This window comes from Pristimantibacillus sp. PTI5, from assembly GCF_048572955.1.
In the GTDB taxonomy this organism is placed as follows: domain Bacteria; phylum Bacillota; class Bacilli; order Paenibacillales; family Paenibacillaceae; genus Pristimantibacillus.
This window is the reverse complement of the sequence record NZ_CP183886.1, coordinates 3,015,128-3,029,213: the sequence shown is the minus strand read 5'-3', so window position 1 is coordinate 3,029,213 and position 14,086 is coordinate 3,015,128. Positions and strand designations below refer to the sequence as shown.

Genomic DNA, 14,086 nt, shown 5'->3' with positions numbered 1-14,086 from the left:
CGCTGTTTACAAACGGGAAAACGTACATCGCAGTCGGATATGTCCAAAATAATACTTCAAGCCGGCATGTATCTTATACATCTACCGATGGGGTGAATTGGAAGCAGCACGACTTGTCCAATTTCCAGGTTTCGGTCTATACGATGTATCCAGTCGATGGCGGGTTTGCCGGGCTTGGTTCAAATAAGGTGGAAAATTATCCTGACGGCACTTACGCCATCTATACGAGCGATGGGACTAAATGGAGCTACAGGCTGGCAGGCACATCTAGAAGCGGGGATTTCAACGCAGTAGCTACCAATGGGAAAAGAACAGTAGCAGTTGGCCTTGACGGGGGCGTTGTTTACACCGTTAATGGAACGCAGTGGAAGAGCGCTAATCCTTTTTCCTATAAAGAGGGTTTAGGAAGAGCGAATTTGTTTGATGTCGCGTGGGGCGCGAACAAATTTGTTGCGGTCGGCAACGGCGGCGTTTATGTTTCTTCACTGCGGACCTTTTCTGTTGAATCCTTACAAAACGAACTGCCCAGATTGTATTATAAGTTTCTAGAAGCTTTCTATCCTACTTAGTTATTTTATGCTTAATATGAATGTGCAAAAAGAGAAAAGGGATATATAGATACACAAAGTAAAAAGCAATGTTTGAATACATTTCAGTCAATCGCTCTATTTGACTCCTCTCTTTGAGCACATTAGCTATAATAAAGAATAGGACCAGTACAATGAACAGACTTATATGTTGTTTCACATTTACTACTTTCTTAATAGCACGACAACCTGCCCATATTTTCACACTGATATTGGGTAATATGAGAAGTAACCAAATCGAAACAACGATAAATTCGACTCTTTCTATTAGAGGGAATTTCGCAATTTTCATTTGAGTTAATGTTGGCCATATTGTCTGGTTTAAGTATCCTTCACTAAAGAAGACAAATGTGATGAGCGCTATTATTAGATAAAGTAAGCTTGAGAACAAAAGTCCAAAATGGGCCCATTTTTGTGATTTGTCTGGATTTTTTATGAATGGGTAGAACATGAATAAGGTCTCAAAGCCAACATACTGAAACAACATAGCTTTAGAGGATGATACGATTTCCTTCACAGAGTGGTTAAAGACGGGTAATAAATTGTGAAAATCGGCAAATTCCAATGAAAAAAAATTAAGGGGAAACAGGATAATAAAAGGTATGATAGTTCCCCAGAAACACATTCCAGTAATCACGCGGAATCCACCGGATACAACGTAATAAATGAGGACTAGAAGAATGAGGCTTATTTGCCATGTCTTCATTAAGGGAAACAGCCAAACTTGAACAACTTCAATATAAACACGGAAAACAATCAAAGCTAATATAAGAAAGTAGAAAATCACAAAAATGTTGAACAGTCCGCCAATCCATTTTCCAAAGTAAAATTTGTGAACATGTATGACATCATTATTAGCTTTTCCAAGAATACGATAGATCATCCAAACTAGTATATGAATGCTTATACTTGATAAAATGATGGAAATCCATGCATCATAACCTGCGTCCTTCGTTATATCTCGTTGAAAACTCATGATTCCTATGCCAATAATATTCGTGTAGATCAGAAAGAAAACGTAAAAGGAAGATACTAAATGTCGTTCGTCTAGTAATGATTTCACGTGGTTCCTCCTCTTATCATGCAGACTTAATCTTCAATACCTGTATTTAGGATGTAAATATTTGTGTGTACAGTGGTTTTTACTTCTGGGTATATGTCCATAAACTGTTGATAGTCCCAATTTCTTGAGGTGGCTCTAACCTTTTCTCCCAACCCAATGGGATCTACATTGTATCCTTGTGCCAGTGAAATTAAACTTTGGACCTCTTCCTTAAAATGTTCATTTAAAATTCCTTCCAATTTCACAATATCTTCATATTTTTCAAAATCAAACCAGGATGATGCTTTTTCAATCTCTGCATGGATGGTTAAATCGATGAATATACTCGGAATGCCTTCGCTTTTCTCAACCGTATATGTAGTTTTTGCATCCAGGTTTTTCAAGAGAATAAAACCTTCCTTTTTATTTTGTGTGATTTTGGTTTTATATTGCCCATTTTGAGACCCATCAATTAATGTTTTTAGAATAAAGGACTTTCTTAAATTAATATGATTTATGTACTTCCCGTTCTTTAATAAGGCTAACCCGTCAATTTTAATTTGATCTTCCTCTAGGATAAAGTAAGGTAAAATTTGATCCCTCCCTTCTTGATAAAAATTGTTCAAAAACATGTGCAGATTCATTTTTGGCAAATTACCACTTTTAATGTTTTGATTGATTTTTTCACTTAAATGGAATGAAAGATTCACATGTTTACTGGTTTGAAGTATATCTTCGGCTGTGTTTTCAGCAATGCCCAACTGCATTCGACTCCCCATATTTGGATTTCGGGCAAAATTAGTGATAACATCTTCGATCCCTTGTGTGGCATATTCCTTGCCGAACAATATAAAATCTAATTTTCCTGTCTCAATAGGATAGGCTGATTTTGCATTCATTCTCGGGAGTATGTCTTCATATGAATCAGACACCGTTTTAAAAATCTTCAATTTGATATTTCCCTTCTCTGCGAAAGTAGGATATATAGCCATTCCTTTGACTTTGCCTTCTTCCCGATCATATCCTAGAGTTTCAATTATCTGAACTTCATCAATGATCCTCTCATGTATACCACACCCTGATAAAAAGAAAGTTAAGCTAAAAGCTATCAGAAAACATAATTTCATTTAATTCACCTTTATTATCCTTTCCTGATTATTCATCAAAATCACTTTTCTTTTTTTTGTCATTATGTGGATGGTATCTCCAAATTGATTTAGGACGTAAGTAATTTGGCCTTTTGGATGTTTTACTATAAGAGGAACGGATCAGGCTGTCCGTTAAATCCTCAGGCCTAAAAGGATAAAATGGAACGGTATAGGGTGTTCCTAAAGATTCTAACCGTGTAAGGTGAATGATTAAAAAGGCAATCCCTATAACGATACCTAATCCCCCCCAAATAGCTGCGAAGAAAATTAAAGGAAAACGTAAAAACCGTATAGTGTTCGACATTTTATAAATTGGGGTAGTAAAGGAAGCTAAGGCAGATAAGGCGACTATAATGAGTAAGATATTACTTGTAAGGGACGCCTCAACTGACGCTTGGCCGATAACAATACCGCCCACTATTCCCAATGTTTGTCCTACCTTGGAAGGTAACCGGATTCCCGCTTCACGTAATAGTTCAATCGTGAACTCCAAAAAAATCACCTCTAATACCGGTGGAAACGGGACATTATAACGAGAATTACTAAGTGAACCTAATAAATCGTTTGGAATCATCTCGTAATGGTAAGTGATAACGGCTATATAAATAGATGTTCCAAAAATGGAGAAAAGGACACTGAATACCCGTATTAAACGAAAAAAAGATCCAAGAATCCATGGAAGAAAGTAATCTTCAGGTGAAATAAAAAAATCAATTATCGTAGAGGGACCCGTAATGACATATGGCGACCCACTAGTTAAAACAGCTACTTGTCCGTTAATAAGAGCTTGGACCACCCTATCCACACGTTCAGTTGGAAGAAACAAAGGAAACGGAGTAAGGGAATCATCTTCTATAAATTGATGCAGCTGAGAAGTATCAAAAATGACATCAAAATCAATATCTTGAAGCCGTTGGGTCATGGTATTAACATGCTGCTCACTCGTAATCCCATCAATATGAGCAATAATAACTCGAGTATTTGAAGTAGAACCAATGTTTACTTCCTTCGTAATTAGATCAGTTGTATTTATTTGTTGTCTTAATAAATGTAGATTTACATCAATATTCTCAAGAAACCCAATTTGTGGTCCCACCACACTAAACTCATTTTCAACGTTATTTTGTTCACGCAATCCAGCTTTATCATTAGATAAGAGAATTAAAGCAACCCTTTGATCATTTTCCTTCATTTGAAGTATCGCATACCCTTTAAGTAACTTTGATTCAGCTTCGTTCCGATTATCTGTTATTACAATATCTTCTATTGCGATGATTTTCTTTATGTCATCAATTTTCTTTAGCCTGTCTAGTTCAAAAGGGGTCTCTCGGAAAATCATTAAAATTTTCAGTTGGAGTTGTTGTTGATCGACCAGTGTATTGTAGTAAGAAATGATTAAATGTCCCGATTCATCCGTAAGTGGAAATTGTTTAAAATCACTGGATTTTTTAGCCTTAGCAAACAGCTGGCCAATATCTTGTGAATTCTCAGTCACGGCCTGTTCGTCCTTATTATTTCTAATCTTTTGTTTTTTGAAGAACATCTAATCGCCTCCCTATTACAAAGGAATTCATATCCTTCTATATTATGTGAAGGCATCCCCATATTTATGTAAATCCGTTTTATCTGTGGCAGCATTCTTTTTTATTGACGGAGCAGTTTTGTTATAAAAAAATTGAGATAGGGGGAGGCGATTAACCTCCATTTATCCCTCTCACACCACCGTACGTACGGTTCCGTATACGGCGGTTCCAGTTATGTCGAACGCTGTAAATCATATCTTGCAGAAATACTTTTCAATCCTAGGGAGAGCCAATAGGCTTTGTTAACCTTCAGTTTAAGCTTTCCTTCGATAAAATCAGTCATTGCCCTCATGACCCTTTCCCCTGCTCTTTTAGATTTCACGTAGATATTAAAATTTATACTCATCCATTCCGTCATTGAAAAATACAGTAAAATTCACTATAAACTATATTTTCCCACCAAAATTATCTTGCTTTTAATTTTTCTATCCACGCACTGTACCCTCTCAACTTTCTGCTTCACCACTATTTGACTTATGGGGTCTGTTTACGTACATGTATGTTTGTTGTCTGGACGAGCGGGGAATACTGATTCGATTCTGTTTAAAAACATATTGAGTAAAGGAACATGAAATAACAAACGATGCTACAACAGGAACGTCCGTCTAAGCGCGAGGCTTAGGTCTTTTTTTGAATTATCACCGTCCACCCATACACATATCACGGTACAATTCGAATCGAAAGCCAGGAAGGTATAGGAACGGAATTAATCGTATATGTACCAATTGAACAGGAATAATAAGCAAGATATAGTGTTATTACATAGGAGCTGAAGGGAGTCAATTATTTTGAATGTTGAATTGTTAAAGGATCTGATTAAGGATGATCGGGGCAATTATTACGCAGCAGTCCACAAGGAAGGTAATGATCTGACTTTGGTTAATGCGATGCTAGAGCGGTCTTACGAAGATTTATTGGAGTTTAATGAGGAATTCAAACAAAAGTATGCAGAGTACGAGCACCAGTTCATTGGCAAAATCATCATGGATAAGGTGCGGCACGACGTCGTATTCGCTTCCAAAGAGGACGGTCATGGCCGAATGCATGATTTGGGTAAGGTAATGAGCGAATACAGGGTTACGTTTATCGATATGATTGAATTTTACCGAAATCCTCGGACAGGACGCCTATGACAGCGAAACCGATTAAACTTAGTGTTTTGGATTTGGTCCCCGTTTTTGATGAGATCGATGCAACCTTCGCACTGGGACAAGCTGTAGAGCTGGCTCAAGCAGCCGAAAGACTGGGATATTTCCGTTATTGGGTGGCGGAACATCATGATATGCCAGGGCTGGCATGCACCTCAACGGATGTGCTACTATCGCATATCGGTGCAAAAACACAAAGCATTCGTATCGGATCCGGGGCATTGCTGTTGCCGCATTATAAGCCTCTTAAAGTTGCAGAATCCTTTCATTTACTCGCTAGCTTGTACCCGGGACGAGTTGATCTTGGGTTAGGAAGGGCGCCCGGTGGTTCCGCTGAAGTCAGCCTCGCTCTCAGTGACAACTTTCTTGAAAATGTCTGGAAAATGCCAGAATTGCTCCGGGGAGTTTCCGAGTTTTTGCAGGGGAGCTATGAATATGAAGGACGTCGGATTACCGCCCGCCCAACTCCATCCGTATCGCCAGAACTGTGGCTGCTAGGGACAAATAAAAAAAGCGCGGCTTATGCAGCTGAGTTTGGAACAGGTTATGTTTTTGGTCAGTTTATGAGCGAAGTAGCCGGGGAGGAGGTATTAAGAGCTTACCGCGAAGCGTTTACTCCGTCAGCTCTTTCCCCTGTACCGCGAGCGATCGTTGCCGTTGGTGTCGTTTGCGCGGAAACAGAGGAGGAGGCAGAGAGGCTGGCATCCTCGGGTACAGCTTTGTTTCAACAAGAAGCTTCCGCAGGGGAAAGGGCTCCGCTTTCGGAGCGTACGCTGCTGATAGGCACGCCTGAGAGCCTAAAGAAAAAGCTCGAACAGTTATCTCACTTGTATGGCGTTGATGAATTCATTGTCGTTACAATGATTCCCGACTATCGGAAACGGTTGCGTTCTTTTGAGCTGCTTGCCCAAACATGCTCAATGGCTTAATTCGTTTAATTATTAAAGCGGGAGAATCTTCATGAGTAATTCAGTAAACGTAATCGGAACGATCCTTTTGAAGACTTATCTGACGCTTAAGTTTAAGACCACAGGGATTGTACAGGGGAATTCTCCGCAGTAATGGACGGTCAGCCGATTACTGCGCGAGTGGATGCGAGTGGCGTGACTATTGAGCGGTCTGCTAAGCCCGATGCAGTTGTCCTTAATAAGCAGCAGGCTCAGGCGCTTCTGCTTACACAACACAGCCGTTATATGGCAGTTACTGCGCCCGTAGGATGGTTTCCACTTCCTATATTCTGGTACAAGAATGATAAATTCTGACTAATTCAACTAGCCACGATAACCCCAAATAAGACCATAAAAAAAGCCAGAGGCGAACACTTAAGAGTCTGCCATTGGCTTTTTCCTTTTTTCGGTAAATATTGCTCTTATGATTAACCGTTATTATATTACATATGAGAATTTAGATAGTCTAGAAATCGAGAATATTTCGAAAGCTTAATGGGAAAATTCGGAGTTTTCACACCTTCATGAAAATTATGTATCTTAGGTACATTATGTCTAGACTATAAAAACTTGTCGTTACAGACAGCGTGGGTAACCCTATCATAAGTAAGAACAAGGTCCTCAACTATTCCACTTCGATCGCTTTTACTGTTTCCCCCTCAATTAATATGGGCTGGTAGTAGGTGTTGGTGGGTAAGTCTTTTTTGCCTTGTAAATTCTTAATGACCCAGTCCGCTGCGTCGCGTCCCATTTGTTCTTGAGGGTGCGTCAGCGTCGTTAGTTTGATATTCGCGTTTTTGGCGAAATATGAATTGTCCTGGCCAATGATAGATAGTTCGTCCGGAATGGAGATTCCCAATTCTCTGCAGACATTTACAACTTCCAAGCCTACCTCGTCGTTATAACACACAAGCGCAGTCAATTCATCCCGATTGTCGTTCAGATACACTTCCAAGTTAGCGGACAGGTCCGACTTTGTCGATGTATCGAAAGAAAGCACATGCTCTTGCTGGAACCGTAATTTGGCTTCCCCAAGAGCCTTGATAAATCCCTTCATTCTAAACTTCCCTTGCAAATCATCCATTTTCGCGATGATGCCAATCTGGGTATGCCCTTTGGCAATCAGCTCCCGGGTTGCGAGATAGCTGGACTGCACGTCATCCAGACAGAAGAAAGGAACTTCCAACTCTTCATAATAGGCATTGATCATCGCGAACGGAACCTCCTGCTCCTTAAAAGACAGGTAGTAAGCGATATTGGGGTTGTATACATTGCTTCTGGTAGGTTCTATAATCAGTCCATCCACGCCGTAGGATAGCATCATTTCCAACGCCTTTTTTTCTTGGGAGATATCATTATTTGTACTGGCTAACAGCAATGAATAGTTATCTTCATTTAATCGGCTTTCAATGCCGCGGATAATGGAGGGGAAGATGTAATCCGAGATATAGGTCGTGATAACGCCGATCGTTTTATTTATGGTTTTGGCACCCGTTCTGGACCGGTATTGGCTGCTGACATACGTGCCGGATCCCCTCTCGCTTCGCAGGAACCCCTCGTTCGATAACTCTAGAATGGCCTTTCGAACCGTCTGTCGGCTAACGTTGTAGCTTTCCTGCAAAACGTGCTCCGAAGGGATTTTCTCGCCTGCTTTGTACGTTCCTGAGAGGATATAACTTTTGATATCATCAATAATGAGCTGGTACTTTGGCTTCATGCAATCCACTTCTTTCATCGTTGCTCGAAAAAGTTGTACGTACACATTTTAGCATGAATTGCATGAAATGCAAATGGAATGATATGATTTGCGATTTCAATGGTACAAGTTTCATGCTTGTTCTTAGGAAAACACAATGATCAGTCGAATAAGGACGGCATAGCAACTTATGTTAGTATAACTATTAGACTATATTGACAAATGTACGTACAGAAAATATACTAAGGCTGTCAGTATGAGAAAGCGCCTTCTTTCGGTCGAAATCTTCCGGTTGTCTCATCCATTAACCGATTCGATCGGATGCAGCAAGTATAGGATTCGTAGTCGGTGGGGTTAAGTCACGAAGTTAGATCGCGATAGGAGTGATTTAATTTCTGTTTAAACCACGAACAGAGAGGGGACATACGTGATCATGAATCATGTCGAATTGAAAGAAGCGATAACCAAGGGAGAAACTTCGCTGGGTATCGAATTTGGATCTACGCGGATCAAAGCGGTGTTGATCGATCGTCGTTTCGAGACCATTGCATCGGGAAGCTTTGAGTGGGAAAATCTGTTGAAAGACGGATATTGGACGTACAGCCAGGAGGATATTATAACAGGCCTCCAAACCGCTTATCGTGAAATGAAGCAGGAAGTGGAACGGAATTACGGAGTCACTCTCCGGACCGTCGGTTCAATCGGATTTTCCGCTATGATGCACGGCTATATGGCATTCGATAGCACGGGTGAACTGCTAGTGCCATTTCGGACTTGGCGTAATGCAACAACCGGCGCGGCAGCAAGGGAACTAACGGACTTATTCCAATTTAATATCCCCGAGCGCTGGAGTATCGCCCATTTGTACCAAGCAATATTAAACCAAGAGGAGCATGTGCCTCGCATTGATTTTGTAACGACATTGGCCGGGTATATCCACTGGCTGCTGACCGGCAATAAAGTGATCGGCATCGGGGATGCTTCCGGCATCTTCCCTATAGATGAGTCAACTCATAATTACCATCCAACGATGGTCAAGCAATTCGATGAATTAATCGCTGCCAAGGGTTATCCGTGGAAGCTGGAGGATCTTCTTCCTAAAGTATATCTCTCCGGTGAGCAAGCTGGCGAGCTAACAGTGGCGGGAGCCGCCATGCTGGACCCGGCCGGAGATCTGCAGTCCGGCATTCCGCTCTGTCCTCCGGAAGGCGATGCCGGCACAGGCATGGTTGCGACGAATAGCGTCAAGAAGCGTACGGGAAATATATCCGTGGGCACTTCCGTTTTTGCAATGATTGTATTGGAGAAAGAATTATCCAAGGTTTATCCGGAGATTGATATGGTCACGACGCCGAATGGCAGTCCGGTCGGTATGGTGCATGCGAACAACTGCTCCAGCGATCTCAACGCCTGGATGGGATTGTTCCGTGAATTCTCCGAAGCGATGGGATACAACATGGATTCCGCCAAATTGTTCAGCGTGTTGTTGAATAAGGCATTGGAAGCCGATCCGGATGGCGGCGGTTTGCTTAGCTACGGTTATCTCTCGGGCGAAAATATTACGGGAATCGACAAAGGCAGGCCGTTGTTCGTTCGCTCGCCTGAAAGCAACTTTAATCTGGCTAATTTCATGCGAACGCACTTATTCACTGCTTTCGGAGCATTGAAGCTGGGAATGGACATTTTGACCGAAAACGAACAGGTGGCCATTGACAGCATCTTGGCTCATGGCGGCCTCTTCAAAACCCCTGTCGTTGGACAAAAAGCTTTAGCCGCTGCACTGAACGTACCGATCTCGGTTATGTCGACTGCCGGCGAAGGCGGGGCATGGGGCATGGCGCTTCTAGCTTCTTACATGACGGGCAAGGATCAAGAAGAGAGCCTGGACGAGTTCCTCGAGCAGAAAGTCTTTAAAGATGCCGAAGGACAGGAGATTGCTCCGGATGCAACGGATGTCGAAGGGTTCCAAGTATTCATCAAACGATACCAAGCAGGGCTCGCCATTGAACAAGCCGCTGTAGACCATCTGCTAGAGAACGGGAGGGACTAACGTTGTTAGAACAACTGAAAGAAGAGGTATATCAAGCGAATCTGGATTTGCCGAAGCATGGACTAGTGAAATTCACTTGGGGCAATGCGAGCGCCATCGATCGGGAAAGCGGCCTGTTCGTGATCAAACCGAGCGGAGTTAGCTATGAAAAGATGAAACCAAGCGACATGGTCGTTGTGGATCTCGATGGTAATGTGGTCGAGGGAGACATGAGACCTTCCTCTGATACCGCAACTCACGCCGTGTTGTACAAACACTATTCGCAAATTGGCGGTATTGTGCATACTCACTCGACCTGGGCAACCATCTGGGCGCAAGCGGGACTCGATGTACCCGTCATGGGAACGACGCATGCGGACACCTTCTATGGCGCCGTGCCTTGCGCACGGTTCTTGAACCAAGAGGAGGTTGACCGGGGATACGAAGCGGAGACGGGTCACGTTATTATCGAAACGTTCGAGAAGCGCGGATTGGATATCATGGCGATCCCGGCCGTCCTGCTCCAGGGACATGCGCCTTTCACTTGGGGGAAAGACGTGAAGTCGGCGGTCGTGAACAGCGTCGTGCTGGAGGAAGTGTGCAAAATGAATCTGTACGCGCGGCAATTGAACAATTTTGCCAAAGAACTGCCGCAAGGCATTCTGGATAAGCACTACCTTCGGAAACACGGGAAAGATGCCTACTACGGGCAGAAGTAATAGCCTTAGCCATTATAAAATACAGAAAAGAGGATGATTAAGATGTCAACAACAGCAGATAAACAGTTTTGGTTCGTCGTAGGTTCGCAGAATCTGTATGGGGAAGAAGCGCTGGCTGAAGTAAAAGCTCATGCACAGACGATGACAGATGCCTTGAATAATAGCGGTTTGCTCCCTTACACGCTTGTCTTGCAGGACCTGGCTGTAAGCGCGGATAAAATTACAAGCATCATGAAAGAGGTTAACTATCGTGACGAAGTAGCGGGTGTCATCACGTGGATGCATACGTTCTCGCCTGCGAAAATGTGGATTCGCGGTACGAAATTGCTGCAGAAGCCTCTGCTTCACTTGACGACCCAGTTCAATGAAAGCATTCCTTGGGCAACGATCGACATGGACTTCATGAACCTGAACCAAGCCGCTCACGGCGACCGCGAATACGGCTTCATCAATGCCCGCTTGAAAAAACAAAATAAAATCGTCGTAGGCTACTGGGAACGTCCGGAAGTGCAGCAGCAGATTGCGGATTGGATGGACGTAGCGGTTGCTTATAACGAAAGCTTCAACATCAAAGTGGCACGTTTCGGCGACAACATGCGCAACGTTGGCGTAACGGACGGGGACAAGGTCGAGGCCCAAATCCAATTCGGATGGACCGTGGACTATTACGGCATCGGCGACCTCGTGCAATACGTGAATGCCGTTACGGAGCAGGAAATCGATGATCTGATGGGCCAATATGCGGAGCTCTACGAATTCGATTACGGCACGAACAACAAAGAAGCCTGGGAAGCGAGCGTCAGAGTCCAAGCAAGTTATGAAATCGCACTCAAACGTTTCTTGGACGAGAAAGGTTATAATGCCTTCACGACGAACTTCGAAGATTTGCATGGAATGAAACAGCTTCCTGGTCTTTCCGTCCAACGTCTGATGGCGCAGGGCTACGGCTTTGCCGGCGAGGGCGACTGGAAGACGGCCGCGCTCGATCGCTTGCTGAAGGTGATGAGCCGCAATCAAAACACGGGCTTTATGGAGGATTACACCTACGAGATGGCGGCCGGTCAGGAAGCCATCCTGCAATCCCATATGCTCGAGGTAGATCCGTCCTTGGCAAGCAACAAGCCGAAAATTATTGTTTCCCCGCTCGGAATCGGCGGTAAAGAAGATCCGGCGCGTCTGGTATTCGACGGCAAAGCCGGCGAAGGCGTCGTTGTATCCATGGCTGACTTCGGCACTCATTATAAATTGCTGATCAACGAGGTTTCCGCATTCGAGCCGACGGTTCCGGCTCCTAATCTTCCTGTTGCTCGCGTCCTCTGGACTGTGAAGCCGAACTTCCAGGATGGAGTGAAAGCTTGGATCGAGAATGGTGGCGGCCACCATACCGTCGTTTCCTTGAACCTGACGACAGACCAAATCGTAACCTACGCCAAGCTGGTTAACTTGGAATACGTCGTTATTAAGTAATTATAAAACAACCGTTTCTTTCGTAAATGGCTAATTCATTTACCAAGAAACGGTTTCTTTTTGTTTTTGGATCATTTCGCTTTTTTTTTTCGCTGCAAGTTGTGGTAAAGCGTAGATTTGATATAACATTCCGGTCTACAATTTTTCATCAATCATGTAGAATGGATTTTACGGGGATCTAAACAGGGGGTAAATATATTGAAGCAATGGTCAAGTGAAATTGAGATAAATTCGTCCATTGACCATGTATGGTCGTATCTAGACGGTTCGTTAGAACAAATGCAAAAGATTATGCCTCAAGTGGTGGAAAATAAACCTGTCATCATAACGAAAGAAGTTGTCGGCAGTGTCTACCGTCAAAAGTATAAAGAAGGCAAACGCATCGAGGAATATGATGTCCATACGCTGGAATATTCAAATCACTTGAACGATAAGAGAGTGAAGATTGGTTTTACGTTGGCAAACAGCTTTGAGATCACAGCTTTATATGAATTGCATCGGGTAAATGATCAGAAAACAAAGCTAAGATACACTGCAACCAATAAAGCATTGAAGTGGTATGTGAAGCTTTTTATGATCTTCGCAAATGAAAAGGTCGTTATTAAATTTCTGGAGAAAGTAAAAGAGGTTGCTGAAGCAGAGGCAAAACCCGGCTTTTGAAAGCAGGAAATCCGTTCTACTGAAGGCCAAAAAAAGTTACGCTAAGATTAGCTCCTCAAGCGGAACTCTGGAATAAGATTCTACTGTTATCGCATGAAATCTGCCATTTGGCACGCGGATGGTTTTGCTGGTCTTTCTGAAAAAAGACGGATGGTTGGAGCTTATTGGAAGGCAGCTTTTGCCCGTCGGGCAGGTCTGAGGCCGCCAGTTGTTTTCCTAACATAGGGGTTAGAAACGAATAGGGTAAATCAAATGTTGTATCCTTATCAAACCGCTGGCTAACGGCTCGTTTAATTCCCATTATAAGATTCCAGAAAAAGAAGAAAATTGTTTTCATATTTTCATTCCTCCCAGTTTTAAATTGGTTAACCACGATACACCAACAACACATCACAGTATATGTCGCGTTATTCAACAATTAGAGCGGTCTTACCCAAGCGGAGAACGTTAAGCGGAGTTCTGGAATAGCATTCTATTATTCTCGCACCAAATCTGCCAATCGGTACGCGTGCTGCGCTGCGGGCTTTTCTGTATGGGGCTGCTTGGCTCCAGCGTCTCAATATTGTTTTGCCTATCCGGCAAGACGGATATCGATTGCTTCTTAATCAAGTACGCTTCAAACGAATAGACTTTGCCAAGACAGGCGGGTGTACCTTTATCAGTCTGTTTTGCAGTATCCCGTTTGACTACCATTATAAGATTCCAGATGAACAATAAAATAGCTTCCATTCTACTATTCCCCCCACCTAATATTAAGAGTTAACTAGATTATAGCAAGCATGTAATAGAATTTCTGTCGAGTTATAAACCAAGTACATAAAAATATTTAGACAAAAAATTTTGACCAAATGTCGGCCCGTAATCGAGTCTGGTTCCCTTCTAAAAGTAACAGACAATAGGAGGAAATAGCTTGATAGTGTTGACTTTCTAATGTTTCACGAACGAGATACTATGAAGGGCTGTACGCGAATAATTTGGAATGGTTTGAAGGATTTAAAACAAAAATCGAGATCTTAATGTAGTAATGTGTTGTAACTTTATGTTGGAAAAAGAGTGTTGG

General features: G+C 42.8%; 13 protein-coding genes. 7 read left to right on the top strand and 6 right to left on the bottom strand.

Features of this window, described 5'->3' with window-relative positions; genetic code table 11:
• Positions 1-113 precede the first annotated feature (113 nt).
• A complete protein-coding gene (locus ACN6MW_RS13555) occupies positions 114-569 on the top strand; it encodes a hypothetical protein (RefSeq protein WP_419875872.1) in 456 nt (151 codons plus the stop codon).
• On the opposite strand, the gene ACN6MW_RS13550 is transcribed toward ACN6MW_RS13555, so the two are convergent.
• The 3 genes from ACN6MW_RS13550 to ACN6MW_RS13540 are packed head-to-tail and all read right to left on the bottom strand — an operon-like array spanning position 562 to position 4,320.
• Positions 562-1,650, bottom strand: coding sequence for a GerAB/ArcD/ProY family transporter (locus tag ACN6MW_RS13550; protein WP_419875871.1), 1,089 nt, complete (start codon positions 1,648-1,650; stop codon positions 562-564). The two genes, ACN6MW_RS13555 and ACN6MW_RS13550, sit on opposite strands and share 8 nt — an antisense overlap.
• 26 nt (positions 1,651-1,676) lie before the next feature.
• A complete protein-coding gene (locus ACN6MW_RS13545; RefSeq protein ID WP_419875870.1) occupies positions 1,677-2,756 on the bottom strand; it encodes a Ger(x)C family spore germination protein in 1,080 nt (359 codons plus the stop codon).
• 28 nt (positions 2,757-2,784) lie between these two features.
• The gene (locus ACN6MW_RS13540; protein WP_419875869.1) at positions 2,785-4,320 is read right to left on the bottom strand and encodes a spore germination protein; all 1,536 of its coding nucleotides are present in this window, start codon (positions 4,318-4,320) and stop codon (positions 2,785-2,787) included.
• 828 nt (positions 4,321-5,148) lie between these two features.
• Here ACN6MW_RS13540 and ACN6MW_RS13535 point away from each other — a divergent pair.
• Both ACN6MW_RS13535 and ACN6MW_RS13530 read left to right on the top strand, forming a co-directional pair.
• Positions 5,149-5,493: a hypothetical protein gene (locus ACN6MW_RS13535; RefSeq protein WP_419875868.1), complete on the top strand. Its 345-nt coding sequence runs from the start codon at positions 5,149-5,151 to the stop codon at positions 5,491-5,493.
• Complete coding sequence (locus tag ACN6MW_RS13530) at positions 5,490-6,437, top strand: LLM class flavin-dependent oxidoreductase (protein WP_419875867.1); 948 nt, start codon at positions 5,490-5,492, stop codon at positions 6,435-6,437. The genes ACN6MW_RS13535 and ACN6MW_RS13530 overlap by 4 nt, the downstream gene beginning before the upstream one ends.
• Before the next feature lie 643 nt (positions 6,438-7,080).
• Here the strand turns inward: ACN6MW_RS13530 and ACN6MW_RS13525 are convergent.
• Complete coding sequence (locus ACN6MW_RS13525) at positions 7,081-8,172, bottom strand: GntR family transcriptional regulator (protein WP_419875866.1); 1,092 nt, start codon at positions 8,170-8,172, stop codon at positions 7,081-7,083.
• 412 nt (positions 8,173-8,584) lie between these two features.
• Here ACN6MW_RS13525 and ACN6MW_RS13520 point away from each other — a divergent pair, with 412 nt between their 5' ends.
• The 4 genes from ACN6MW_RS13520 (at position 8,585) to ACN6MW_RS13505 (ending at position 13,026) form a co-directional block, all read left to right on the top strand.
• Positions 8,585-10,201: a xylulokinase gene (locus ACN6MW_RS13520; protein ID WP_419875865.1), complete on the top strand. Its 1,617-nt coding sequence runs from the start codon at positions 8,585-8,587 to the stop codon at positions 10,199-10,201.
• A 2-nt stretch (positions 10,202-10,203) separates the two neighbouring features.
• A complete protein-coding gene (locus ACN6MW_RS13515; RefSeq protein WP_419875864.1) occupies positions 10,204-10,899 on the top strand; it encodes an L-ribulose-5-phosphate 4-epimerase in 696 nt (231 codons plus the stop codon).
• A gap of 42 nt (positions 10,900-10,941) precedes the next feature.
• Positions 10,942-12,366: an L-arabinose isomerase gene (gene araA, locus ACN6MW_RS13510; RefSeq protein ID WP_419875863.1), complete on the top strand. Its 1,425-nt coding sequence runs from the start codon at positions 10,942-10,944 to the stop codon at positions 12,364-12,366.
• 198 nt (positions 12,367-12,564) lie between these two features.
• A complete protein-coding gene (locus tag ACN6MW_RS13505) occupies positions 12,565-13,026 on the top strand; it encodes an SRPBCC family protein (RefSeq protein WP_419875862.1) in 462 nt (153 codons plus the stop codon).
• A gap of 55 nt (positions 13,027-13,081) precedes the next feature.
• Here ACN6MW_RS13505 and ACN6MW_RS13500 read toward each other — a convergent pair whose 3' ends face one another.
• Complete coding sequence (locus ACN6MW_RS13500) at positions 13,082-13,363, bottom strand: hypothetical protein (RefSeq protein ID WP_419875861.1); 282 nt, start codon at positions 13,361-13,363, stop codon at positions 13,082-13,084.
• Between the two features lie 110 nt (positions 13,364-13,473).
• Positions 13,474-13,755 (bottom strand): hypothetical protein, encoded by a 282-nt coding sequence (locus ACN6MW_RS13495; protein ID WP_419875860.1) that lies wholly within the window; start codon positions 13,753-13,755, stop codon positions 13,474-13,476.
• Between the last annotated feature and the right edge of the window lie 331 nt (positions 13,756-14,086).